This window comes from Micromonospora inositola (assembly GCF_900090285.1).
Classification (GTDB): Bacteria; Actinomycetota; Actinomycetes; order Mycobacteriales; family Micromonosporaceae; genus Micromonospora; species Micromonospora inositola.
In genome coordinates, this window is record NZ_LT607754.1 from 4,014,095 (window position 1) to 4,037,438 (window position 23,344).

Annotated in this window: 21 protein-coding genes; 16 read left to right on the forward strand and 5 right to left on the reverse strand. The window is 73.3% G+C overall.

Going from position 1 to position 23,344, the window contains the following annotated elements; translation table 11 throughout:
• Positions 1–76: 76 nt before the first annotated feature.
• The gene (locus GA0070613_RS19225; RefSeq protein ID WP_089013569.1) at positions 77–2,281 is read left to right on the forward strand and encodes a transglycosylase domain-containing protein; all 2,205 of its coding nucleotides are present in this window, start codon (positions 77–79) and stop codon (positions 2,279–2,281) included.
• Between the two features lie 78 nt (positions 2,282–2,359).
• Here the strand turns inward: GA0070613_RS19225 and GA0070613_RS19230 are convergent, their stop codons facing one another.
• Complete coding sequence (locus GA0070613_RS19230) at positions 2,360–2,770, reverse strand: GNAT family N-acetyltransferase (protein WP_089013570.1); 411 nt, start codon at positions 2,768–2,770, stop codon at positions 2,360–2,362.
• A 320-nt stretch (positions 2,771–3,090) separates the two neighbouring features.
• Here GA0070613_RS19230 and GA0070613_RS19235 point away from each other — a divergent pair, with 320 nt between their 5' ends.
• From GA0070613_RS19235 to GA0070613_RS19245, 3 genes are all read left to right on the forward strand, one after another.
• Positions 3,091–3,648: a dihydrofolate reductase family protein gene (locus GA0070613_RS19235; RefSeq protein WP_089013571.1), complete on the forward strand. Its 558-nt coding sequence runs from the start codon at positions 3,091–3,093 to the stop codon at positions 3,646–3,648.
• Positions 3,649–3,673: 25 nt separating this feature from the next.
• The gene (locus tag GA0070613_RS19240) at positions 3,674–4,540 is read left to right on the forward strand and encodes a TrmH family RNA methyltransferase (protein WP_231929845.1); all 867 of its coding nucleotides are present in this window, start codon (positions 3,674–3,676) and stop codon (positions 4,538–4,540) included.
• An 87-nt stretch (positions 4,541–4,627) separates the two neighbouring features.
• Positions 4,628–6,442 (forward strand): PucR family transcriptional regulator, encoded by a 1,815-nt coding sequence (locus tag GA0070613_RS19245; RefSeq protein WP_456299190.1) that lies wholly within the window; start codon positions 4,628–4,630, stop codon positions 6,440–6,442.
• Between the two features lie 60 nt (positions 6,443–6,502).
• Here the strand turns inward: GA0070613_RS19245 and GA0070613_RS19250 are convergent, their stop codons facing one another.
• Positions 6,503–7,852 carry a hypothetical protein gene (locus GA0070613_RS19250; protein WP_089013574.1) on the reverse strand — a complete coding sequence of 450 codons (1,350 nt, stop codon included), beginning with the start codon at positions 7,850–7,852 and terminating at the stop codon, positions 6,503–6,505.
• Positions 7,853–7,941: 89 nt separating this feature from the next.
• Here GA0070613_RS19250 and murD point away from each other — a divergent pair, with 89 nt between their 5' ends.
• A complete protein-coding gene (gene murD / locus GA0070613_RS19255; protein ID WP_089013575.1) occupies positions 7,942–9,288 on the forward strand; it encodes a UDP-N-acetylmuramoyl-L-alanine--D-glutamate ligase in 1,347 nt (448 codons plus the stop codon).
• A 32-nt stretch (positions 9,289–9,320) separates the two neighbouring features.
• Here murD and GA0070613_RS19260 read toward each other — a convergent pair whose 3' ends face one another.
• Positions 9,321–10,298 (reverse strand): hypothetical protein, encoded by a 978-nt coding sequence (locus GA0070613_RS19260; protein WP_231929271.1) that lies wholly within the window; start codon positions 10,296–10,298, stop codon positions 9,321–9,323.
• Between the two features lie 276 nt (positions 10,299–10,574).
• On the opposite strand from GA0070613_RS19260, the gene GA0070613_RS19265 reads away from it, so the two are divergent.
• Both GA0070613_RS19265 and GA0070613_RS19270 read left to right on the forward strand, forming a co-directional pair.
• Positions 10,575–11,876 (forward strand): aspartate aminotransferase family protein, encoded by a 1,302-nt coding sequence (locus GA0070613_RS19265; protein ID WP_089016055.1) that lies wholly within the window; start codon positions 10,575–10,577, stop codon positions 11,874–11,876.
• A 176-nt stretch (positions 11,877–12,052) separates the two neighbouring features.
• Positions 12,053–13,540 (forward strand): CoA-acylating methylmalonate-semialdehyde dehydrogenase, encoded by a 1,488-nt coding sequence (locus tag GA0070613_RS19270; RefSeq protein WP_089013577.1) that lies wholly within the window; start codon positions 12,053–12,055, stop codon positions 13,538–13,540.
• Here the strand turns inward: GA0070613_RS19270 and GA0070613_RS19275 are convergent.
• Positions 13,512–14,948 (reverse strand): acyltransferase family protein, encoded by a 1,437-nt coding sequence (locus tag GA0070613_RS19275; protein ID WP_089013578.1) that lies wholly within the window; start codon positions 14,946–14,948, stop codon positions 13,512–13,514. The genes GA0070613_RS19270 and GA0070613_RS19275 overlap by 29 nt on opposite strands.
• A gap of 205 nt (positions 14,949–15,153) precedes the next feature.
• Here GA0070613_RS19275 and ngcE point away from each other — a divergent pair, with 205 nt between their 5' ends.
• The 7 genes from ngcE to GA0070613_RS19310 all read left to right on the forward strand — a co-directional run bounded on the left by ngcE (position 15,154) and on the right by GA0070613_RS19310 (position 20,266).
• Positions 15,154–16,569, forward strand: a complete 1,416-nt coding sequence (ngcE, locus tag GA0070613_RS19280) for an N-acetylglucosamine/diacetylchitobiose ABC transporter substrate-binding protein (RefSeq protein WP_089013579.1) — start codon at positions 15,154–15,156, stop codon at positions 16,567–16,569.
• Between the two features lie 67 nt (positions 16,570–16,636).
• On the forward strand, positions 16,637–17,545 hold the full coding sequence (locus GA0070613_RS19285; protein ID WP_089013580.1) for a carbohydrate ABC transporter permease: 909 nt from the start codon (positions 16,637–16,639) through the stop codon (positions 17,543–17,545).
• Positions 17,542–18,450 carry a carbohydrate ABC transporter permease gene (locus tag GA0070613_RS19290; RefSeq protein ID WP_172875852.1) on the forward strand — a complete coding sequence of 303 codons (909 nt, stop codon included), beginning with the start codon at positions 17,542–17,544 and terminating at the stop codon, positions 18,448–18,450. The genes GA0070613_RS19285 and GA0070613_RS19290 overlap by 4 nt, the downstream gene beginning before the upstream one ends.
• A 91-nt stretch (positions 18,451–18,541) precedes the next feature.
• Positions 18,542–19,060, forward strand: coding sequence for a hypothetical protein (locus GA0070613_RS19295; protein WP_231929272.1), 519 nt, complete (start codon positions 18,542–18,544; stop codon positions 19,058–19,060).
• Positions 19,061–19,151: 91 nt separating this feature from the next.
• Entirely contained in the window at positions 19,152–19,526 is a 375-nt protein-coding gene (locus tag GA0070613_RS19300; protein ID WP_089013581.1) for a glyoxalase superfamily protein, read from the forward strand.
• Positions 19,519–19,839: an ArsR/SmtB family transcription factor gene (locus GA0070613_RS19305; protein ID WP_089013582.1), complete on the forward strand. Its 321-nt coding sequence runs from the start codon at positions 19,519–19,521 to the stop codon at positions 19,837–19,839. The genes GA0070613_RS19300 and GA0070613_RS19305 overlap by 8 nt, the downstream gene beginning before the upstream one ends.
• On the forward strand, positions 19,832–20,266 hold the full coding sequence (locus GA0070613_RS19310) for an SRPBCC family protein (protein ID WP_089013583.1): 435 nt from the start codon (positions 19,832–19,834) through the stop codon (positions 20,264–20,266). Before GA0070613_RS19305 ends, GA0070613_RS19310 begins: the two co-directional genes overlap by 8 nt.
• Positions 20,267–20,439: 173 nt before the next feature.
• On the opposite strand, the gene GA0070613_RS19315 is transcribed toward GA0070613_RS19310, so the two are convergent.
• Positions 20,440–21,429, reverse strand: coding sequence for a BadF/BadG/BcrA/BcrD ATPase family protein (locus GA0070613_RS19315; protein ID WP_089013584.1), 990 nt, complete (start codon positions 21,427–21,429; stop codon positions 20,440–20,442).
• 197 nt (positions 21,430–21,626) lie between these two features.
• Here GA0070613_RS19315 and GA0070613_RS19320 point away from each other — a divergent pair, with 197 nt between their 5' ends.
• The gene (locus GA0070613_RS19320; RefSeq protein ID WP_089013585.1) at positions 21,627–22,595 is read left to right on the forward strand and encodes a MurR/RpiR family transcriptional regulator; all 969 of its coding nucleotides are present in this window, start codon (positions 21,627–21,629) and stop codon (positions 22,593–22,595) included.
• Entirely contained in the window at positions 22,592–23,341 is a 750-nt protein-coding gene (locus GA0070613_RS19325; protein WP_089013586.1) for a sugar isomerase domain-containing protein, read from the forward strand. The genes GA0070613_RS19320 and GA0070613_RS19325 overlap by 4 nt, the downstream gene beginning before the upstream one ends.
• The last annotated feature ends 3 nt before the right edge of the window (positions 23,342–23,344 follow it).

Genomic DNA, 23,344 nt, shown 5'->3' on the forward strand with positions numbered 1-23,344 from the left:
GGAAGTCACCGTGAGGTAACTGACAGTTGCCTGGCGGGGTGGCCGGTTGGCGGCTTTCGCGGTAATCCTGGGGTCCATGCCGTCACCCCGGTCGCCGCTGTCGCGGCCCTTCATCGTGCTCCTCGCCGGCGCCCTCGCCGGGCTCGTCCTCGCGGTCGCCGCGCTGCCCGGCGGCCTGCTCGGCGGGCAGGTCGCCAAGGCGGCCCTCGGGGCGTACGCGGAGCTGCCCGACGCGCTGCGCACTCCCGCGCAGCCCCAGCGCTCCTACCTCTACGCCAACGACGGCAAGACCCTGATCACCACGTTCTACGACGTGAACCGCACCGACGTGCCGCTGGCCGAGATCGCCCCGGTGATGCGGCAGGCGATCGTCGCGGCCGAGGACCGGCGCTTCTACTCGCACGGCGGCGCCGACCTGCGCGGCATCGCCCGGGCCCTGGTCGCCAACCTGCGCGGCGGCGGCACCGAGCAGGGCGGCTCGACGCTGACCATGCAGTACGTCCGCAACGTGCTCAAGACCGACCCCACCCGCACCGCCGAGGAACGGCAGGCCGCCACCGAGCAGACCGTCGGCCGCAAGATCCAGGAGATCCGGTACGCGGGCGCGCTGGAGAAGACCCTCAGCAAGGACGAGATCCTCAACCGGTACCTGAACATCGCCTACTTCGGCTCCGGCGCGTACGGTGTCGCGGCGGCCAGCCAGCGCTACTTCGGCAAGGCGCCCGGTGACCTGACCCTGGGCGAGGCGGCCCTGCTCGCCGGGCTGGTGCAGTCGCCGGACGAGTACAGCCCGATCGACGGCGACAAGGCCAGGGCGCTGGAGCGTCGGGCGTACGTGCTCGACGCCATGGCCGGGACCGGCGCGATCACCGCGGCGCAGGCCGCCTCCGCCAAGGCGGAGAAGCTCACCCTGCACCCGACCGCCCAGCCCAACGGCTGCACCGCGGTCGCCCAGGGGCACGACGACTGGGGCTTCTTCTGCGACTACCTCCGCCAGTGGTGGCTGACGCAGCCCGCCTTCGGCAACACCGTCAAGGAGCGCGAGCAGGCGCTGCGCCGCGGCGGCTACACCGTGGTCACCTCGCTCGACCCGAAGGTCCAGCAGACCGCGCAGCAGCAGGCCACCGCCGTCTACGGGTACGACAACAAGCGGGCCCTGCCGATCGCGGCGGTCGAGCCGGGCACCGGCCGGGTGCTGGCGATGGCGGTCAACCGGCACTACAGCCTGGACGAGAACCCGGCCGGGCAGGCCAACCGGCCGAACACCGTCAACCCACTGATCTCCGGCGGCGACAGCGTCGACGGCTACCAGGCCGGCTCGACGTTCAAGATGTTCACCATGCTCGCCGCGCTGGAGGCCGGCAAGCCCCTCTCCACCGGCTTCGACGCGCCCGCCAAGCTGCCCACCCGGTACGCCGCCGAGGGCGAGGGCGCCTGCGACGGCAAATGGTGCCCGGCGAACGCCAACCCGCAGTGGATGGACGGGTACCGGATGATGTGGGACGGCTTCGGCCGCTCCGTGAACACCTACTTCGTCTGGCTCGCCGAGCAGGTCGGGCCGGCGAAGGCGGTCGAGATGGCGCAGCGGCTCGGGATCACCTTCCGGGCCGACTCCGACGCCGCCTTCGCCAGGGACGACGCGGAGAACTGGGGCGCGTTCACCCTCGGCGTGGCCGCCACCACCCCGCTCGACCTGGCCAACGCGTACGCCACGGTGGCCGCCGAGGGGACGTACTGCACGCCGCTGCCGGTGGTCTCGGTGACCGCCGCGAACGGCGAGAAGGTGGCCGTCGGCCAGCCGTCCTGCAAGAAGGTGCTGGACACCGACGTGGCCCGGGCGGCCACCGACGCGGCCCGCTGCCCGGTCGGCCAGCAGTCGGCGTACGGGCAGTGCAACGGCGGCACCGCGACCTCGGTGGACCGGATCGTCGGCCGGCCGGTCGCCGGCAAGACCGGCAGCTCGGAGCAGAACGCCACGGAGACCTTCGTCGGCTTCACTCCGCAGGTGGCCGTCGCCGGCATCGCCGCCAACCCGGACGACTCGACCGATCTGGTCGGCGCGGCGGTGCAGGCGAAGGTGATCGACGCGGTGGCCCGGGTGATGAAGACCGCGGTCAGCGGTCAGCCGGTCAAGGACTTCACCGCGCCGAGCCGCGAGCTGGCCGGCGACCCGCAGCGGCCGAAGCCGCAGCCGACCCCGCGGCCCGACCAGCCGCGACAGCAGCAGGACCGGGGCATCCCGTCGGACCTCCTGCGCTGGCTGCAGAACCGCCGCGGCTGACGGACGGCTTGAGATCCTGGGCAGTGGCCGCTCCCGATCGGCAGCTGCCCAGGATCCGTTCGTCGGGCGGGCGTCGCCTCAGCGGGGGCCGACGCGGAACATGCCGGTCATGTCGTCGTGCGCGGCGTACCCGAACCGGCGGTAGAGGCTGACCGACTCCCCGGCGGCGAAGAGCCCGACGAACGTCCGGGACGAGGCCCGCGCGGCAATCCACTCCTCCAGCCGGCCCAGGATCGCCGCGCCGACCCCGCGCCGCTGCCGCTCCGGCAGCACGGCCAGGTCCTGCAGGTAGTAGTAGATCGCCCCGTCGCCGACCAGCCGACCGAGCCCGACCACCCGGTCGCCCTCGACCGCGACCACCCCGTGCAGCGAGGCGGCCAGCGAGGCCTGGATCGCCGCCGGGTCGTACGCGTCGGCCCAGCCGACGGCGGACGTGACCGCGACGAACTCCTCGACGGTGGGCAGCCGGTCCACCAGGCGGTACTCCATGATCGACAATCTAGCCCGACGTGCGCGTGGTCAGCGCCGGACCAGGGGCGCCACCACCCGGTCCAGCGCCGCCGCCACTTCGTCCGGGTCGCCGTCCCCGTCGACCACCATGAAGGTCCCGAACTCACGGGACTGGCCACGGGTTCGGACGGTACCGGGCGGCGCAAACCGGGTGCGGCGGCGCGGGCCCGAAGGGCCGGGCGCCGGCGGGCGGAAAACCGACGGAAGAAAATCCGCTCCGGGTGTCGGATCCCGCCGGGCGGCTCCGACCCACCGGTGACAGCGCCCGCCGGGGGCGCGGCCGATCGAGGAGAACCGCCATGGGGAAGATCATCTACTGGGTGCACCAGTCCGTCGACGGCTTCATCGAGGGGCCGAACGGCGAGTTCGACTGGCCGGTGATGGGGGCGGAGCTGTCTGCGTACTCCCTGGAGCAGAGCGAACGCGCCGGCGCGTTCGTCTACGGGCGCAAGGTCTGGGAGGTGATGTCGTACTGGTGGCCGCGGGCCGAGTCGATGTCCGACGCGCACGGCCGGGCGTTCGCGCCGATCTGGCGGCGTACCCCGAAGATCGTCCTGTCCCGGACCCTCGAATCGGCCGACCACGGCGCCCGGGTCATCGGCGCCGACCTGGTCGAGCAGGTCGCCGCCCTCAGGGCCGAGCCGGGCGGGGGCCTGCTGCTCACCGGCGGTTCGGGCGCCGCCGCGGCGCTGACCGACCACGGCCTGATCGACGAATACCAGGTCGTCGTGCACCCGGTCGTCCTCGGCGGCGGCAAGCCGGTCTTCCCGCCCAAGGACCGGCTCGCACTGCGCCTGGTCGGATCGCGCAGCTTCGACGGCGCGAGCGTGCTGCTGCGGTACGAGCGGGCCGGCTGACCGGCGGCGCCCGCCACCCTCATCCCTGCGGGCGACGCGGCCGGTCGGTGGTGCGGGTGGCGGCGTCCGGCAGAATCGTCGGGTGCCCGTCCATGAGATCACCGACCCCGACGACGACCGGATCGCCGACTACCGTGCGCTGACCGACGTCGAGCTGCGTACCCGCTGGGAGCCCCCGCACGGCCTGTTCATCGCCGAGGGGGAGCTGGTGCTGCGGCGGGCGCTGCGGGCCGGTTACCCGGCCCGGTCGTACCTGGTCGACGCGAAGCGGGCGGACCAGCTCGCCGACCTCGACACCGGCGACGCCCCGGTCTACGCGGCCACCCAGGAGGTGCTCCAGCGGGCCACCGGCTTCCACGTGCACCGGGGCGTGCTCGCCTCGTTCCACCGCAAGCCGCTGCCGAGCGCGGCCGAGGTGCTGGCCGGCGCCCGGCGGGCGGTCATCCTGGAGGACGTCAACAACCACACCAACCTCGGGGCGATCTTCCGGGCCGTGGCCGCCCTCGGCGTGGACGCGGTGCTGCTCTCCCCGTCCTGCGCCGACCCGCTCTACCGGCGCAGCGTCCGGGTCAGCATGGGCGAGGTCTTCGCCATCCCGTACGCCAAGCTGGAGCCCTGGCCGGACGCGCTGGCCCAGGTCCGGGCGGCCGGCTTCACGGTGCTGGCGATGACGCCCGCGCCGGACGCGGTGCCGATCCAGCGGCTGGACGCGGCCCAGCGGGCCCGCGCGGCGCTGCTCATGGGGGCCGAGGGCGCCGGCCTGACCCGGGCGGCGATGGACGCCAGCGACGTCCGGGTGGTGATCCCGATGCGGCGCGGGGTGGACTCGCTCAACGTGGCCGCCGCCACGGCGGTGGCCTGCTGGGAACTGGGCCGCGACGACCCGCTGTGACGCCAGGGTCGGCGCGTGCCGTCCGAGTCGAGCGGCTCCCGGTGTGGTCCTTCGAGATCGGGGGTGACGCAGGGTAGCGTGTCGGCCGTGTTCCCTACCGTCCGTGAGGTTCTCGCGCTCGACCCGGTCCGCCACGGCGCCCCGCGCCTGGTCGCCGGGGACGCCGGCCTGGACCGGCCGGTGCGGTGGGTGCATGTGGCCGAGGTGCCGGACATCGCCACCCTCCTCGGCGGGGGCGAGCTGGTCCTCACCACCGGCATCGGGCTCCCCGCGGACGACGCCGGCCTGCGCGCCTTCATCGGTGACCTCGCCGACGTCGGGGTGTCCGGGCTCGTGGTGGAGCTCGGCCGCCGGTACGTCAGCGGGGTGCCCCGGGTGATGGCGGCGGCCGCCGAGCGGCGCGGTCTGCCGCTGGTGGAGCTGCGGCGGGCCACCCCGTTCGTCCGGATCACCGAGGCGGTGCACGCGCTGATCGTGGACGCCCAGCTCACCGAGCTGCGGGCCACCGAGGAGATCCACCAGCGGTTCACCGAGCTCTCCGTAGAGGGCGCCGACGCCGTCGAGGTGGTCCGGCAGGCCGCCGAGCTGGCCGGCTGCCCGGTGGTGCTGGAGAACCTGTCCCGGCAGGTGCTCGCGTACGACCCGGCGGGGGAGAGCGCGGAGCTGCTGCTGGACGGCTGGGAGCAGCATTCCCGGCGGATCCGGCCGGCGGGCCGGACCGCGTACGACCCGGACAGCGGGTGGCTGGTCACCACCGTCGGCGCCCGGGGCCAGGACTGGGGCCGGCTGCTGCTGCGCTGGCCGAACGAGGACGGCCGGACCCCCGAGACCCGGCCGTCGCGCACCCCGCCGACCCGGCTGACCATCCTGATCGAGCGCGCCGCGTCCACCCTCGCGCTGGGCCGGCTGATTCGGCGGGACGCCGAGGGTCTGGAGCGGCAGATCCACCGCACCCTGCTCACCGCCCTGCTCGACCACTCCCGCCCGGTCGACGAGGTGGCCCTGCGCGCCAAGGCGCTCGGCGTGACGCTGGACCGCCGGCACCTGGTCGGGGTGGTGGTCCGGCACCGCGCCGACGACCCGCCGGAGGCCGTGCCGGTCGGGGAGGCCGGGCTGCCCGGCGACCCCGGCCCGGAGGCCGGTCCGGCCCGGCTGCGCGATCTCGCCGAGGCGGTCGGCCAGGCGCTGCGCGAGGCCAAGCTGAGCGCCCTCACCAGCGCGGTCGACGACCATGCCGTCGGTGCCCTGCTGGCCCTGTCCGACCCGGCCGCCGAGGAGAAGGCGCTGGCCGCGTTCGCCGCCGCGCTCCGTCGGGTACGCCTCGACGCCGTCCCGACCCGCCTGCCCACTCCCCGCTCGGCCGTCGGGGCCGCCGTCGCCCGCCCGACCGACGGGCCCGCCCGTCCCGGCCAGACCGGTGCCGGTGCGCCCCGGCCGGCTGGCTCGGGACCCGCTGCCCTGATCGTGGCCGCCGGGTCCGGGGTGGGCAGCCTGCGGGAGGCCGGGCGTTCCCTGGTCGAGGCGCGGCAGGTCGCCGAGGCCGCCCGCCGGGACCGGCGCGACCTGCCGATCTTCCGGCTGCCGCACGTCGGTCTCGCCGGCCTGCTGCACCTGTTACGCGATGAGCCCCGGTTGCAGACCTTCGTCGAGCGGGAACTCGGTGCGCTGCTCGCGTACGACGCCCGGCATCCTCGGGAGCAACTGCTCGGCACCCTGCGGGCGTACCTGGAGCAGGGCCGGAACAAGTCGGCGGCGGCCGCCGCGGCGCACCTGTCCCGGCCGGCGTTCTACGAGCGGCTGGCCCGGATCGGCCGGATCCTCGACGTCGACCTCGACTCGGTCGAGGCCTGCCTCTCCCTGCACGTCGCCCTGCTCGCCCTCGACGCCGTCCGCACCCCCTGATCCACCCGCCGGGCGCTCGCCCCGGCCCCGCCCGGCGGGGTGGGGTGGCAGCGCTGTGGGTCAGGTCAGGGCGGTGAGGGCCTTGGCATAGGTGGTGGGGACGAAGTTCGGGCCGCCGGGGGTGAAAACGTCCGAGGTGGCGGCGGCGGACCAGGCGGTGTCGGGGAGCGCGTCGACCAGGGCGCGGACCACCGGGGCCGCGCGCCACTGCTCCTGCTGGGCGAGCAGGCTCAACGCCACCACCGACTCCTCGACCTCGCCCACGCACTCGAACGGCTTGTGCCCGTCCACGCCGAGCAGCTCCCGGTAGCCGGGGATCTGGGCCTCGTCGGCCAGCAGGTCACCGCCGAAGATGTGGGTGATCCGCTCGCGCGGCATGAACGGCGCCATGGCCAGGAAGACGAACCGGCACTTCGGGCAGTTCCGGCACCAGCGCTCGCTCGCGTCGCGCAGCTTGAACGCCGCGTTGCAGCTGGTCACCACGTCGTCGTACCGCTCGATCTCGGCGAAGAGCCGGGCGATGTGCAGCTCGGACAACGAGCGCAGCAGGGAGAAGTACGGCTCGGTGAGCCCGGCGTGCTCCGCGAGGGCCGCCCGCAACAGCCCCTCCGCCTCGACGCCCTTGGACCACTGGTGGTTGATCTCGTGACCGTTCCACACCAGGTTCGGGTCGGAGGCGGAGCGCTCGTTGGACATCACCACCGGGCCGAGCCCGTGCAGCACGGCGGTGGCGACCGCGATCAGCGAGTTGATCGCGGTGACCGGGATGTGCCCGTTCAGCGCGCCGGCCGCGTTGAGGTCGAACAGCACCGGGTCGATCCGCCGGCGGGCGGCCAGCGGAGTCAGGTCGGAGGCATGGTTGACCGCGACGATGACGTGGTTGGGGTTGACCGAGAAGGGCACCGGGTCGAAGCCGGCCCGGCGCAGCGCCTCCAGGCTGACGATGGAGTCCTTGCCGCCGCCGACCGCGGAGAGCGGGCGGCGGTCCGAGTCGTCGTACGCCCGGGGTGGGGTGACCTCGCCGGCCGGCACCTCCGGGCGCAGCTCCAGCACGTGCGGCAGCTGGTTGCGGTACGCGTACTCGGCGAGGCCCCTGGTGTAGACGGCGGTGACCAGCTCGACGGCGGCCGCGCCCAGCGGGGTCGGCAGCACCAGCCGGTGCGGCGCGGCGGCCTTGTAGTAGCTGACGCCGGCGACCACGTGCAGCAGCTCGAGGACCCGGTCGAGGGTGGCCACGGTCTCGTCCGACGGTGGCTCGGCCGGCAGCGGGAGCGTGATCACCTCGGTGAACCGCTGCTCGCCGCGGGGGCCGGTGAGGGCGTAGTCGAACAACGCCTCGCCGGTCGCGAGATCGATCGAGTGGGACGGGAAGGTGAAGGCGTCCATCCGCCGGAGCTGCTCGTTGGGCACACGCCATACTAGGCCCTGGTTCGTCCGGCCGTGTCCGGCTGCGTCGGACCCTGCCCGCCGATCGCCGTCGAAACCCCCGAGGAGAGCCCGTGCGCCTGTCTGACCTGCGCGGACGTACCGTCGCCGTCTGGGGGGCCGGCCGGGAGGGCCGGGCGGCGGTGACCGCGATCGCCGCGCACGGCCCGGCCGACCTGGTCGTCGTGGACGACAGCGCGAATTTCCTCACGCTGCCGTGGGAGGGGCCGCTCGCCGAGGCCGCGCCCCTGGTCAGCGGCGAGGAGGGCTTCGACCGGCTGGCCGCCGCCGACGTGGTGGTCCGCTCGCCGGGGGTGCCGAACACCCATCCGTGGATGGTCGAGCTGCGCCGCCGCAGCGTGCCCGTCACCCAGGGCAGCGCGCTGTGGATGGCCGACCACGCCGACCGTACGGTCGGGGTGACCGGGAGCAAGGGCAAGAGCACCACGTCCAGCCTGATCAGCCACCTGCTGACCGCGATGGACCGGCCCAACGTCTTCGGCGGCAACATCGGCGTGCCGCTGCTGGACCTGCCCGAGGCCGAGCTGTACGTGCTGGAGCTCTCCAGCTACCAGTGCGCCGACCTGACCGACTCACCGCGGGTGGCGGTGGTCACCGCGCTCTTCCCGGAGCACCTGGACGCGCACGGCGGCGAGCGGGAGTACTACCAGGACAAGCTGAACCTGCTCGCCCACGGCCCGCACACCGTGGTGGTAAACGGGGCCGACCCCCGGCTCGCCCTGGAACTCGGCGACCGCGCGGCCGTCCGCGCCGGCTCGCCGGACGCCACCCACGTCGCCACCGGCCCGGACGGCGCCCCCTGGTTCCACCTGGCCGATCAGCCGCTCTTCCCCCGGGCGGTGCTGCCGCTGGTCGGCCGGCACAACGAGGGCAACCTCTGCGTGGCGCTCGCCGTGCTCGACGCGCTCGGCGTCGACGTGGTCGCCCGGAAGGACACCCTCGCGGTCGCGGTCGCCGAGTTCCAGGGCCTGGCCCACCGCCTCACCGAGATCCCGGACCCGTCCGGCCTCACCTTCGTCGACGACACCCTCGCCACCAGCCCGTACGCGGCGATGCACGCGATCGACGCGTACGAGGGACGGCCGCTCACGGTGATCGTCGGCGGCACCGACCGGGGCCTGGACTACACCCCGCTGCGGGACCACCTGGCCGAGCGGGAGATCACCGTGATCGGCATCCCGGACAGCGGTCCCCGGATCGTCGAGGCGCTCGCCGGGCTGCCGACGGTACGCACCGAACTCGCCGACGACCTGGTCGCCGCGGTGGGGCTGTCCCGCAAGCTCACCCGGGCCGGCGGGGTGGTGCTGCTCTCCCCGGCCGCCCCGAGCTACGGCCGGTTCCGCAACTTCGAGCACCGCTCGGAGGTCTTCGCCCAGGCGGTCGCCGACACCGCCCGCTGACGCCGGCCGACCGGGCCGCGCCCGCCCGCCGGTCAGCCGGTCGGCAGTGTGGCGTGCAGGGCGCGCATGGACCGGATCGCCGAGCGGATCTCCTGCAGGTAGCGCCCCGGGGTGAGGGTGGGCTCCGGTAGCCGGGCCAGCGGCGGCAGCGCCGGGTCGACCCCGACGGTGTCGATCCCGCAGCCGTACGGCACGGCCAGGGTCCGCAGGGCGTCGCAGTGCTGGAACGGCACGTAGATCGGCGCGGTCACCATCAGCACCGGATCGCCGGGGCGGAGCCGGACGTGCTCGGCCCAGAAGCGCTGGGTGTCGGCGGTGTGCGCCCGGCGCCGGTCCGGCTCGCTGGACGGGGCGGCGAGCACCCGGACGGGGGGCAGCCCGGCCGGCCGATAGGTCCGCGACGACCAGGCCCGGTGCGGGTGCTCCGCGTCCTCGCCGGTCTCCTCGGCCGGCGTCGCCACCCCGAACGCCGCCCGCACCCCCGCGTCGAGGGCGTCGACCTCGGTGGCGCAGCCGTGAATGCCGACGTCGGCGAGCATCCGCGTCTCGACCGGGGAGAGCGCCCGGAAGCTGCCCAGTACGGCCACCTCCCCGGAGACCGCGGCCCCGTCGCGCAGCAGGTGCGCGGCGTACGCGGTGCGCCGCAGGCAGGCGTGCGCCAGGCCGCCCAGCACGAGCAGGTGCGCGTACCTCGGCAGGGCCGGCGGGACGGCCCGGACCAGGCCCAGCGCGGCGGCCGAGTCGAGCACCAGCCCGATCGTCGCCGGATCGAAGGCCGGCTCCCGCGCCTCGGGACGTTCCCGCCCGTCCCGGAAGTCCCAGTGCCGGGCGGAGAAGTCGTCCAGCCCGGCCAGCGCCGTCGTCAGGTCGCCGGCCGGCCAGTCGCCGCCGAAGTGGCTGACCAGGGCGCGTAGCGGTGCGGAGTCCACCCAGGCCCGTACGCCCGCCGCCAGCTCCCGGCCGGTCGTCCCCGCCGCGCCGGTCGGCAGCGCCACCCCCACAGTCCGCACCCGGCGGATGCTACCGCCGCGACCCGGGCGGGCACGGGTCGTTGCCGGTGCCGGCTGCCCGTCCGTTTCGCCGGGTCGCCCGCTACGGATCGAGTGGTTGACCAGCGCAAGGACCGGCGGAAAGGTGAGTGAAGATCACGCCCCACCCCGGAAACCGCAGCGCGGCGGTTGACGCGCTGTCAGGCGCGCACCGTCGCTGCGCTACACAGTGACAGTTGTCCCTGCCGCCGCCCGATGAAAGCGTGCGAGGACGCCTACCGCCTGAAGGGTGCCACGATGACCTCCGACGACCTGCTGGCCCGGCACCGGGCCGTGCTCCCGTCCTGGATGCCGCTCTACTACGACGAGCCGATCGAGCTGGTATCGGGCTCCGGTCGCCGGGTGACCGACGCGCAGGGGCGCAGCTACCTGGACTTCTTCGGCGGTGTGCTGACCAACATGGTCGGTTACGACATTCCGGAGATCCGGGAGGCGGTGCAGCGGCAGCTCGCCACCGGCATCGTGCACAGCTCCACCCTCTACCTGATCCGGCAGCAGGTCGAGCTGGCCGAGAAGGTCGCCCGGGTCTCCGGCATCCCCGACGCCCGGGTGTTCTTCACCAACTCCGGCACCGAGGCCAACGAGGCGGCCCTGCTGGTCGCCACCAACTACCGCCGCTCGCACCAGATCCTCGCCGTGCGCAACAGCTACCACGGCCGGTCGTACGCGGCGATGGGCGTCACCGGCAACCGGAGTTGGTCGGCCAGCGCGCTCAACCCGCTCCAGGTGGCCTGGCTGCACTCCGGCGAGCGGGTCCGCGGCCTGCTCGCCCGGCTCGACCCCGGGGAGCAGGTCGACGCGGCGGCGGAGGACCTGCGGGAGGTGCTCGCCACCCAGACCGCCGGGGACGTGGCCTGCCTGATCGCCGAGCCGATCCAGGGCGTCGGCGGCTTCGTGCACCCGCCGGACGGGCTCTTCGCCGCCTGGAAGAAGGTGCTCGACGAGTCCGGCATCCTGTTCATCTCCGACGAGGTGCAGACCGGCTGGGGGCGCACCGGCGAGCACTTCTGGGGCTACCAGGCGCACGGCGTCACCCCGGACCTGCTCACCTTCGCCAAGGGCATCGGCAACGGCTTCGCCCTGGCCGGCGTGGTCGGCCGGGCCGACGTGCTGGAGTCGGTGCCGGCGATCAGCTTCTCCACCTTCGGCGGCAACCCGATCTCCACCGCCGCCGGCAACGCCGTCCTCGACTACCTGCTCGACCACGACCTCCAGGCCAACGCGGCCCGCGTCGGCGCGATCCTCGCCGACGGCCTGCGGTCCGCGGTGGGCGGCCTGGACTGCGTCGCCGAGGTACGCGGCAAGGGGCTGATGCTCGGCGTCGAGTTCGTCCGACCGGGCACCACCGAACCTGACCCGGCGATGACCGTCCGGGTCTTCGAGGCGTGCCGGGCCGGCGGGCTGCTCGCCGGCAAGGGCGGCCTCTACGGCAACGTGCTGCGGATGGGCCCGCCGCTGACGCTGACCGAGGAGGAGGCCCGCGAGGGGCTGGCCATCCTGGTCGACGCGATCCGCTCCTCGGCGGAGATGGCCCAGTGAGCGCGAGAAGTGAGCCGGTTGTGCGAGCCCCGCAGTCGCGAACGGAAGATGGCCCAGTGAGCGCGAGGAGTGAGCCGGTTGTGCGAGCCCCGCAGTCGCGAACGGAAGATGGCCCAGTGAGCGCGAGGAGTGAGCCGGTTGTGCGAGCCCCGCAGTCGCGAACGGAAGATGACTCAGTGAGCATCGGGCACTTCATCGACGGCAAGCGGGTCGGCGGCAGCTCCGAGCGGCGGGCCGACGTCTTCGACCCGGCCACCGGCCGGCGTACCGGTCAGGTGGAGCTGGCGTGCGCCGCGGACGTCTCGCGTGCGGTGCGGGCCGCCGAGCGGGCCGCGCGGACCTGGCGGGACGCCTCCCTGGCCAAGCGGACGGCGGTGCTGTTCGCGTTCCGGGAGCTGGTCAACGCGCGGCGCGACCGGCTCGCCGAGGTGATCACCGCCGAGCACGGCAAGGTGCTCGCGGACGCCGCCGGCGAGGTGCAGCGCGGCCTGGAGGTGATCGAGTACGCCTGCGGCATCCCCTCGGCGCTGCGCGGCGGCTTCAGCGAGAACGTCTCCACCGAGGTCGACTCGTACAGCCTGCGCCAGCCGCTCGGGGTGGTCGCGGTGATCTCCCCGTTCAACTTCCCGGTGATGGTGCCGCTGTGGTTCGTGCCGGTGGCGGTCGCCTGCGGCAACGCGGTGGTGCTCAAGCCGAGCGAGAAGGACCCGAGCGCGGCGCTGCTGCTGGCCGAGTGGTTCGCCGAGGCGGGCCTGCCCGACGGCGTCCTGAACGTCGTGAACGGCGACAAGGAGGCGGTCGACGCGCTGCTCGACCACCCCGGCGTGAAGGCCGTCTCGTTCGTCGGTTCCACCCCGGTCGCCCGGTACGTGCACCAGCGCGGGTCGCTGGCCGGCAAGCGGGTGCAGGCGCTCGGCGGCGCGAAGAACCACATGGTGGTGCTTCCCGACGCCGACCTGGACCTGGCCGCCGACGCGGCGGTCAACGCCGGATTCGGTTCGGCGGGGGAGCGGTGCATGGCGATCTCGGCGTTGGTCGCGGTGGAGCCGGTCGCCGACGCCCTGGTCGCGAAGATCGCCGAGCGGATGGCCGGCCTGCGCACGGGGGACGGCCGGCGCGGCTGCGACATGGGCCCGCTGGTCACCGCCGCGCACGCGGCGAAGGTCAGCTCGTACGTGGAGTCCGGCATCGCGGCCGGCGCGGTGCCGGTGGTCGACGGTCGGGACGTCACCCCGGACGGCGAGGCGGACGGGTTCTGGCTGGGCCCGACCCTCTTCGACCACGTCACCCCGCAGATGTCGATCTACACCGACGAGATCTTCGGCCCGGTGCTCAGCGTGGTCCGGGTCGGCTCGTACGACGAGGCGGTCGACCTGGTCAACGCCAACCCGTACGGCAACGGCACGGCGATCTTCACCAACGACGGCGGCGCCGCCCGGCGCTACCAGCACGAGGTGGAGGTCGGCATGGTCGGGATCAACGTGCCGATCCCGGTGCCGATGGCGTACTACTCCTTCGGCGGCTGGAAGGCGTCGCTCTTCGGCGACCTGCACGCGCACGGCGCCGACGGGGTCGCCTTCTTCACCCGGGGCAAGGTGGTCACCAGCCGCTGGCTCGACCCCCGCCACGGCGGGGTCAACCTCGGCTTCCCCACCCAGACCTGAGCAGCCGCAGCACCCCCGCCCCGGCGAGGTACGCCACCAGCGCCGGGGCGGGCAGCCCCAGCGGCTCCGGGGCCGACTTGCGGGTCAGGCTGTTCAGCAGCAGCCCGGCGATCACGCCCGCGTAGCCGGCGACGGCGAGCCCGGTGCGGAGCGGGTGCCCACCCCCGGCGGCGGCCGGGACCGTCCGCGCGGAATCGGCCGGCCCCCCGTGTCGGCCGCCCGCGAGCCGGTCGTCGCCCTCAGCCGGCGGCGCCGGCCCGGCCGGAGCGTGCCGGCGGCTACGGGCCTCGATCGGGCCGAAGACGGCGACGAGCGCCGCCAGCACCGCGGCGAGGGCGAGCAGCCAGGGCACCCGCCACGCCCACCAGGCCGGCGAGCCGACCCGGGGGGTGGGCAGCGCGCCGAGGGCGTCGAGCAGGCCGACCAGCAGCACGGCGGCGGTCAGGTGCCAGAGGAAGACGGTCAGCACCACGGAGTTCACCGCGATCACCGCCTGCCACGGGCCGGTCCGGCGCAGCCAGCGGCGGGCCGAGGCCTGGAGCAGCAGGATCAGCCCGAGCTGCGCGGTGGCCACGGCGAGCAGCGCCAGGCTCGGCGGGGCGGCGTTGTCCAGCCGCTGGCCGGGCACGTTGAGCATCGCCACCGGGTACGGGCCGACGATCGTCAGCAGCACCAGCGCGACCAGCCCGACGGCCAGCAGGACCGCCCCGGCTCGGCGCGAGGTGGGCAGCCGCCGGCGGCGCGGCGTATCCGGGGAGCGGGTGTCGTACCAGGCGAAGCCGAGCTGGTGCACGGCCAGCCAGCCGAAGAGGTAGTTCCCGGCCGCCAGGCCGGCCGGGCCGAGCAGCCGGCCCAGGTCGCCGAGCGCCACGAGGCCGACCAGCACCAGCGGCACGACCAGTCCGAAGCGGCGGTGCAGCGCGTACATCGGTGGGGTCAGCGGGACGACGATCAGGTAGGCGACGAGGAACCAGAGCGGGATGGTGGCGAACCAGACCACGGTGCGGATCTCGGTGGCGTCGGCGCCGCGCAGCCGGGCGACCGCCGCGCCGATCGCCAGCACCACCAGCAGGGCGGTGGTCGGGCGGACCAGCCGGGCGCTGCGGTCGACCAGCCAGCCGGTGGCGTCGCCGCCCCGGGAGCGGCGGGCGGTCAGCGAGGCGGCGTTGGCGTACCCGCCGACCAGGAAGAAGACCGGCATCACCTGGGCCACCCAGGTCAGCGGCCAGGCCCAGGGCAGGTCGCCGAGGGCGGAGTGCCCGGTGGGCCGGCCGGCGCGGTCGTACCCGATGACGGTCACGGCCCAGTGACCGAGGACGACCATGGTGATGGCGAGCGCCCGGAGCAGGTCGACGTAGCGCTCCCGCCCCGCCGGCGTGCGCTCGGCGAGCTGCCGCAGGCGGCGCATGGGCCCAGGCTATGCCAGCCGGCATCGGCCGGTGGTGATAACGGTTCGGTCCTCGGGTCTTGTGGTCCGCGTCCGACTGTCGTAAGAATTCTTCAGCAAGAATATAAGAACTGAAGACAAGCAACACGCGACACCCCCGTGCCTCGACGCCGCGCCCGCCTCCCCCAGTCCGGCGGGCCCCCCGCACCCGAACCGAGGAGATGTGATGAACAGGCGTGACATCCTGCGGCGCAGCGCCGCCGCCGGTCTGCTGGCCACCCCCGCCGCCGGTCTGCTCGCCGGCTGCGCCACCTCCGGCGGGGACGACAAGTCCGACGCCGGCACCTACAAGGGCACCAAGAGCGAGCAGAACCCGCTCGGCGTCAAGGAGGACGCCCCGCTCGAGGTGGTGATCTTCAACGGCGGCTTCGGCGAGGAGTACGCCAAGGCCCACGAGGCCATGTACAAGGAGAAGTACCCCAAGGCGGAGATCAAGCACTCCGCCACCCAGGAGATCAACAAGACCCTCCAACCGCGCTTCGTCGACGGCACCCCGCCCGACGTGGTGAACAACTCGGGCGCCGGCCAGATCGACTTCAACGGCCTGGTCAGCCAGAACGCCATCGCCGACCTGGGCGACCTGCTCGCCGCGCCGAGCCTCGACATCGCGGGCAAGACCGTCAAGGACACCCTGCTCCCCGGCGCCATCGAGGTCGGCTCGTACGACGGGAAGTTCCTGGTCCTCAACTACACGTACACCGCGTACGGCATCTGGCACTCCACCAAGCTCTTCACCGAGCGCAACTGGCAGTACGCGAAGACCTGGGACGAGCACATCGCGCTCTGCAAGCAGATCAAGGCCGCCGGCATCGCCCCCTGGACGTACGCGGGCAAGCACCCGCGCTACATGAGCTGGCCGCTGATCGCCACCGCGATCAAGTTCGGCGGGCCCTCGGTGGCGACCGCCATCGACAACCTCGAGCCGAACGCGTGGAAGTCCGACGCCATGAAGGCGGCGGCCGACGCCTGGTACCAGATCGTCAAGGACAAGTACATCCTGGACGGGACGCCGGGCCTGGACCACATCCAGTCGCAGACCGCCTGGTGCCAGGGCAAGGCCGCCTTCATCTCCTGCGGTTCGTGGCTGGAGAGCGAGCAGGCGAAGGTCACCCCGGCCGGGTTCAACATGACGATCGCGCCGACGCCGAGCCTGGGCAGCGGCGACAAGCTGCCGTTCGAGGCGATCCGCGGCACCGCGGGCGAGCCGTTCATGGTGCCGGCCAAGGCGAAGAACGTGGCCGGCGGCCTGGAGTACTTCCGGACCATGCTGTCCATGAAGGGCGCACAGGACTTCACCAAGAAGGTCTCCAGCCTGACCGTGGTGGCCGGCGCAACCGAGGGGATCGAGCTGCCGTTCGGCCTCACCAGCGTGGTCAAGGCGCTGGAGGCGTCCGGCAGCAACGGCTTCAACTGGGTCTACAACAACTACTACCGAAAGCTCGAGCGCGAGCTGGTCGACGCCGCCTGCGGCGAGTTCTTCAGCGGCCGGAGCACCCCGGCCGAGTTCCTCGACCAGTGCCAGAAGGGCGCCGACTCGATCGCCCAGGACAGCTCGATCAAGAAGTACAAGCGGGCCGCGTAACGTCCGGGCGGTGGGGGCGGGCGCGTCCCGCCCCCACCGGTCCGCCGCTGGGGAGTAGGTCCTTTTCGTGAGACATGGCAAATACCCGCTGATCATCACCTTCCTGGTGCCGCCGCTGCTGCTCTACGGCATCTTCGTGCTGTCGCCGTACCTGCAGGCCTTCCAGATCTCGACCACCAACTGGCTCGGCTATTCCGCGGACGCCGACCCCGTGGGGCTGGCCAACTTCCGGACGCTGCTGCACGACGGCCAGGTGTGGAACGCGATCAGGAACAACGCGGTCATGCTCGCGGTGGTGCCGGTGGTGACCATCGGGCTCGGCCTGTTCTTCGCCACCATGCTCAACACGGGTGGCCGCAAGGGCCGGGCCGGGGTCACCGGCGTACGAGGCACATCGATCTACCGGATGGTCTACTTCTTCCCGCAGGTGCTCTCGGTGGTGATCATCGCGCTGCTCTGGAAGGAGGTCTACCACCCCAACAACGGCCTGCTCAACGGGGCGTTGCGGGCGATCGGCCTGCCCGCTCCCACCTGGCTGGGCGACCCGCGTACCGCGTTCTGGTGCGTGCTGGCCGTGATGATCTGGAGCAACGTCGGCTTCTACGTGGTGCTCTTCGGCGCGGCCATGTCGGCCATCCCGCGCGACATCTACGAGGCGGTCATGCTCGACGGGGCGTCGCGGTGGACCACCTTGCGCCGGATCACCGTTCCGCTGCTCTGGGACACCGTGCAGGTCGCCTGGATCTACCTGGCCATCGCCGCGCTGGACGGATTCATCCTGGTCCAGCAGATGACCAACGGCGGCCCCAACTTCTCCTCCGACGTCATCGGGCTGCGGATGTACGAGACCGCGTTCGGCAGCGAGAGCAAGTTCGGGTACGCCTCCGCGATCGGCGTGGTGATGCTGTTCCTGACCCTGTCGGTCGCGGTGCTGGCGCTGCGTACCGCCCGTCGCGATCGGATCGAATACTCGTGACCACTCTGGACCGGCCCACGACGACGGGGGCGGACAAGCCCGAGCCCACCCGCACCGATGATCGGCCCCTGCGCCGCGAGCGGGGCTTCGCCAACGTCTTCTCGCACGGGTTCCTGCTGTTCTGGGCCGCGCTGACCGTGCTGCCGCTGCTGTGGATGTTCCTCAGCTCGTTCAAGAGCGACGGCGAGATCCTCTCCGACCCGTGGGGACTCCCCGGCACGCTGCGCTTCGAGAACTGGTCCCGGGCCTGGACCGAAGCGCACATCGGCCGGTACTTCCTGAACAGCGCCGTGGTGGTGGCCGGCTCGCTCACCCTGACCATGCTCCTCGGCGCCGCAGCGGCGTACGTCTTCGCCCGGTACGAGTTCCGGGGCCGGCAGATCGTCTACTACCTGTTCGTCGGCGGGATGATGTTCCCGGTCTTCCTCGCCCTGGTACCGCTCTTCTTCGTGGTGCGCAACGCCGGCCTGTTCGGCAGCTGGACCGGGCTGATGCTGGTCTACGCTGCCTACTCCCTGCCCTTCACGGTCTTCTTCCTGACCGCCTTCTTCCGGACGCTGCCCACGTCGGTCGCGGAGGCGGCACTCATCGACGGATGCGGTCACTTCCGGCTCTTCTTCCGGGTGATGCTGCCGATGGCACGACCGGGTTTGATCAGCGTGGCGATCTTCAATTTTCTGAGTCACTGGAATCAGTTCATCCTTCCGCAGGTCCTGATGCAGGGTGACGATTCCAAATGGGTGCTGGCGCAGGGGCTCACCGCGCTCGCGGTCAGTCAGGGCTACCAGGGTGACTTCAGCGGCCTGTTCGCCGGCCTGACCATCGCCACCCTGCCGGTGCTGGCGGTGTACGTCGCGTTCCAGCGGCAGATCCAGGTCGGCCTCACCGCGGGCCAGCTCAAGTAGGGTGTCGCCCGCCACAGGAAACGGGGCAGCAGGGCCTCCCGGTGCTCCTCTATGGTGGGCCGGCACATTTCACCGGATTGACGGGGATCACATGTTTGAACTTGTCTACGAACTCCTGCTGATGCTGGGTGGCATCGCCCTGATCGTCATCGGTCTCGCGATCCGCGAGCAGGGCACCGGCTCCCGGATCCTGAACGTCGTCGTGGGCCTCGGCTTCTTCTGCTACGGCTTCTACCTGATGTTCCTCGCTCCCGTGGGCAGTAGGTACACGATCTTCTTCTACGCCTTCATCCTGCCGATCCTGCTGATCGTCCGGACCGTGAAGGCGCGCAAGGAGGCCAAGGACCAGGCCGCCGCGCACCAGTTCGCCGCCCAGGGCCACCCCGGCCAGCCCGTGCAGGGCTGGTCGGCGCCCGAGGGGCAGCCCGGCCCGTACGGCCAGGCCCCGCAGGGCCACCCGGCTCCGCAGGGCCACCCCGCCCCGCAGGGCCACCCGGCTCCGCAGGGCTACCCGGCGCAGCCGGGCCAGCCGGTCCCGCAGGGCCAGTACGGCCACCCGCAGGGCCAGTACGGCCACCCGCAGGGCCAGCCGGGTCACCCGACCAACTGACCGCGGAGCGGCGGGAAGGCCGGTCGACCCCCGGGTCGGCCGGCCTTCCCGCCGCTTGACTGGTAGGAAATCTCCTACCTATTGTGACGGCATGACCGTGACCCACGTACAGCTCCTCTCCGTGCCCGTCAGCGACCAGGACCGGGCCCGTGACTTCTACGTCGACGTCCTCGGCTTCGACCTGATCTGGGACAACCCGATGGGCCCCGGCGGCCGCTGGGTGCAGGTCGCGCCGAAGGGGGCCGCCACCGCCCTGACCCTGGTCACCTGGTTCCCGACCATGCCGCCGGGCTCGCTCAAGGGCCTCGTTCTGGAGACCGACGACCTCGACGGCGACGTGGCCGCGCTGCGCGGGCGGGGCGTGGTCTTCGCCGACGGCGGGATCCAGACGGCGCCCTGGGGCCGGTACGCCACCTTCGACGACCCGGACGGCAACGGCATCGTGCTCCAGGTAACCCGTGTCTGAGGGGGACGTCTTCGCGGCGCTGGCCAACCCCACCCGACGGGATCTGCTCCGGCTGCTGCTCGAGCGGGGCGAGCAGCCGGTCCAGCGACTCGCCGACCACTTCGACATGCGCCGCCCCAGCCTGTCCGAGCACCTGAGGGTGCTCAAGGACGCCGGCCTGGTGGTGGAGCAGCCGATCGGTCGGCAGCGGTTCTACTCGCTGCGCCCGGAGCCGCTGCGCCAGGTGGCCGACTGGCTCGACCCGTACGAGCGGTTCTGGCGGGCCCGCCTCGCCGACCTGCGGGACGTGCTCGACGAGCTGCCCGATGAGTGAGCTCCGCACCATCGCGGTGGACCAGTTCCTGGCCCACCCGCCGACCAAGGTCTGGCGGGCGTTGACCGATTCTGATCTGCTGGCGCGCTGGCTGATGCCGAACAACTTCCGCCCTCTCCCGGGCCACCGCTTCACCTTCCAGACCGAGCCACGGCCCGGCCAGGGCTTCGACGGGGTGGTGCACTGCGAGGTGCTGGAGATCGACCCGCCGCGCCGGCTGCGCTGGGCATGGCGGGGCGGACGCCTGGACACGGTGGTGAGCTGGACCCTCGCGCCGGAGGGGCGAGGCACCCGGCTCTTCCTGGAGCACGCCGGCTTCGACCCGGACGACCCGGTGCAGCGGCGGACGTTCGACCTGCTCGACGGCGGTTGGCGCACGCACGTCTGGCGCCGGCTCGAGGCCGTCCTCGGCGACGGGGAGCGGTAGCCGCCTGCCGGCGCGGCTTCTCGCGGCCGCCGGCGACTGCCGGCGAGGGGGAGGCCCGGCGGCCGGGCGGGCCTCGCCGCGGACACCGGTCGTGACGACAGGCGCCGCGGTCCGGCGGACCGATGTCCGCCGGGCCGCGCTGAGCGGACGACGGATCGCGGCCCGACCGCAGGTCAGCTGGGCGCCGGGACCAGCAGGGCGTGCAGCGCCGCCGGATCGGCCACCTCGGGCAGGTCGCGGGCGGCGAGCCAGGCCGCCGCGGCGGCTCCGTCGCCGGCCGTGCACAGCGGCGCGCCCGGCCAGCGGCGACTCAGTTCGGCGCGGGCCGCCTCGGCGAGCGGGGTGTCGCCGGTGAGCAGCCCGCCGCCGAGCACCACGGGGTCGGTCGCGCCCGCCGGCCGGATCCGGGTCACGCTCTCGGCGAGCAGCGCGGCGGCCTCGGCGACCAGGTCGAGGCCGGTCGGTTCAGCCTCGGCGGCGGCCGCCACCACCAGCGGGGCGAGCCGGGCCAGCTCCACCGGTGGGCGGCGGGTCACCGCCTGCACCACCGCCTCGGCGGTCGCCCGGGGTCGGGCCGCCACCTCGGCCGCACCGGTCAGTTCGGCGAGCACTCGGGTGGCGAGGCCGCTCGGCGGCCGGGCCCGGTCCAGGTCGGTCAGCAGCCGGCGGACCGCCTCCCGGCCGAGCCAGAAGCCGGAGCCGGCGTCGCCGAGGAGCCAGCCGTGCCCGTCCGCGGTGCGGTCCAGGCGCAGGTCGCGTACCTGGGCGGCGATCGCGCCGGTCCCGGCGATCAGCACGGTGCCGTCCGGGACCGCGGTGCCCGAGGCGTACGCGACGAGGGCGTCGCCGTGCACCGCGTACGGGCAGCGCAGGCCGGCGTCGTCCCAGGCGCGGTCGAACGCCGCCCGGCCGGCCGGGTCGGCGAGCAGCCGGCCGGCCCCGGCCAGCCCGATGGCGCCGGCGCGCACCCGGGCCGGGTCCACCTCGGCGAGCGCCGCGCGCAGGGCCAGCAGCAGTTCGTGGGCGGCCCGCTCGGCGCCGTGACTGGTCGGGTTGCCCCCGCCGGCCCGGCCGGCGCCGAGGCGTACGCCGTCGAGGCTCAGCGCGGTCGCCCGGGTGGACGTACCTCCGACGTCGAGACCGACCACGACGGTGCCGGACATCCGGTGGGCCTCCCTGTGGTCGACGGCTGGCGGCCTTCATGCTGGTCGGCGCGGCTGCCGGAGGCAAGATCCGCGACCGCGCGCGGCGGTGTGCGCCAGGTAACAGTTTGAAAACTTCGCCCACGGCCTTGACACGGAGGGCCCTTCAGTAAGAACTTTTACCACTAACAGTTAACACTCTTTTCGAAAGGCGTCGCATGGTTGATCACGAGGTGGACACCCCCGCGCTGCACCTGCACGCGGTGGTCGACGCCGACGCGGTCGACCGGCGGGCTGCGGTGGCCGTCTCCCCGGACGGGGTGCTGGCCAGGGTCCGGGCCGGGGCGGGGGAGCTGACGGGGGCGTTGCGCCGGGTCGCTGAGCACGTGCTCAGCGACCCGGAAGCGGCGGCCCGGGCCACCATCGTGGAGCTGGCCGAGCGCAGCGGCACCTCACCGGCGACCATCACCCGCTTCTGCCGGGCGATGGGCTTCGAGGGCTACGCGGACCTGCGACTCGGCATCGCGTCGGAGACCGGCCGGGCCCGCTCGGCGGGCTGGACCGTCGACATCGGCCGGGAGATCCAGCCCAGCGACCCGCTGTCCCGGGTGCTCGACCAGATCATGGCCGCCGACACCCGGGCCATGCACGACACGGCCGCGCTGCTCGACCTGGCCGAGGTGGAACGGGCCGCCGTGGCCATCGCCGGGGCGAGCCGGGTGAACATCTTCGGCGCCAGCGGCAGCGCCCTGGTCGGCGAGGAGATGCAGTTCAGCCTGCACCGCATCGGGGTGGCCGCCTGGGCCTGGAGCGACGTGCACGAGGGGCTGGCCAGCGCGGCGCTGCTGGGCGCCGGCGACGTCGCGCTCGGCATCTCGCACACCGGGCAGACCCGGGAGACCATCGAGATGCTCGCCGAGGCGGGCAGCCGGGGCGCCACCACGGTCGCGCTGACCGGCTTCCCCCGCTCGCCCCTGGCCGAGCTCGCCGACATCGTGCTGCTCACGGCCAGCCAGGCCACCACCTTCCGGCCGGACGCGCTCTCCGCCCGGCATCCCCAGCTCGTCGTCCTCGACCTGCTCTACATCGCGGTGGCGCAGCGGACCCACGACCGCGCCCACGCGGCCTTTCGGCGCACCGCCCAGGCCGTCGACGGGCACAAAGCCGCGAAGGGGGCCGCCTCATGATCAGCGCACAGCGCTACGCGGACGCCGTCCGCCCGGTGCTCGACCGCCTGGTCGACACCCAGTCCGACGCGGTCGACCGGGCGGCCGACCTGATCGCCACCGGGCTGCGGGCCGGCGGCGTGCTCCAGGGCTTCGGCGCCGGGCACTCCGAGGCGTTCGCCGCCGAACTGGTCGCCCGGGCCGGTGGGCTGGTCCCCACCAACCGGCTCTCCCTGCACGATCTGGTGCTGCACGGCGACGCGCCCCGCGACGTGCTCGCCGACCCCAAGCTGGAACGCGACCCGGCCGTCGCGCACCAGCTCTACGCGCTCGCGGCCCCGCACCCGCGGGACGTGTTCGTGGTCGCCTCCCAGTCCGGCATCAACGGCTCGGTCGTCGAGCTGGCGACGCTGGTGAAGGAGCGCGGCCATCCGCTGATCGCGGTCACCTCGGTCGAGCACACGGCACGGGTCGCCCCGCGGCACCCGTCCGGGCACCGGCTCGCCGACCTCGCCGACGTCGTGCTGGACAACGGCGCGCCGTACGGCGATGCACTGCTGCCGCTCGAGGGCGGCGGCGCGGTCTGTGCGGTCTCGTCGGTCACCGCGGCGCTGCTGGCGCAGCTGCTGACCGCCGAGGTCGTACGACGGTTCCACCAGGCCGGAGAGGTGCCCCCTATCTACCTCTCCGCCAACGTCCCCGGTGGGGACGAGCACAACCTCGCCCTCGAGTCGCGGTACGCCGGGCGCCTCCGGCGGACCGCCTGACCC

Excerpts from the sequence above, each read along its gene's own strand:
- GA0070613_RS19225 (WP_089013569.1), top strand. The coding sequence starts at position 77 with ATGCCGTCACCCCGGTCGCCGCTGTCGCGGCCCTTCATCGTGCTCCTC.
- GA0070613_RS19230 (WP_089013570.1), bottom strand. The coding sequence starts at position 2,770 with ATGGAGTACCGCCTGGTGGACCGGCTGCCCACCGTCGAGGAGTTCGTC.
- GA0070613_RS19235 (WP_089013571.1), top strand. The coding sequence starts at position 3,091 with ATGGGGAAGATCATCTACTGGGTGCACCAGTCCGTCGACGGCTTCATC.
- GA0070613_RS19265 (WP_089016055.1), top strand. The coding sequence starts at position 10,575 with ATGACCTCCGACGACCTGCTGGCCCGGCACCGGGCCGTGCTCCCGTCC.
- GA0070613_RS19275 (WP_089013578.1), bottom strand. The coding sequence starts at position 14,948 with ATGCGCCGCCTGCGGCAGCTCGCCGAGCGCACGCCGGCGGGGCGGGAG.
- ngcE (WP_089013579.1), top strand. The coding sequence starts at position 15,154 with ATGAACAGGCGTGACATCCTGCGGCGCAGCGCCGCCGCCGGTCTGCTG.
- GA0070613_RS19295 (WP_231929272.1), top strand. The coding sequence starts at position 18,542 with ATGTTTGAACTTGTCTACGAACTCCTGCTGATGCTGGGTGGCATCGCC.
- GA0070613_RS19300 (WP_089013581.1), top strand. The coding sequence starts at position 19,152 with ATGACCGTGACCCACGTACAGCTCCTCTCCGTGCCCGTCAGCGACCAG.
- GA0070613_RS19310 (WP_089013583.1), top strand. The coding sequence starts at position 19,832 with ATGAGTGAGCTCCGCACCATCGCGGTGGACCAGTTCCTGGCCCACCCG.
- GA0070613_RS19315 (WP_089013584.1), bottom strand. The coding sequence starts at position 21,429 with ATGTCCGGCACCGTCGTGGTCGGTCTCGACGTCGGAGGTACGTCCACC.
- GA0070613_RS19320 (WP_089013585.1), top strand. The coding sequence starts at position 21,627 with ATGGTTGATCACGAGGTGGACACCCCCGCGCTGCACCTGCACGCGGTG.
- GA0070613_RS19325 (WP_089013586.1), top strand. The coding sequence starts at position 22,592 with ATGATCAGCGCACAGCGCTACGCGGACGCCGTCCGCCCGGTGCTCGAC.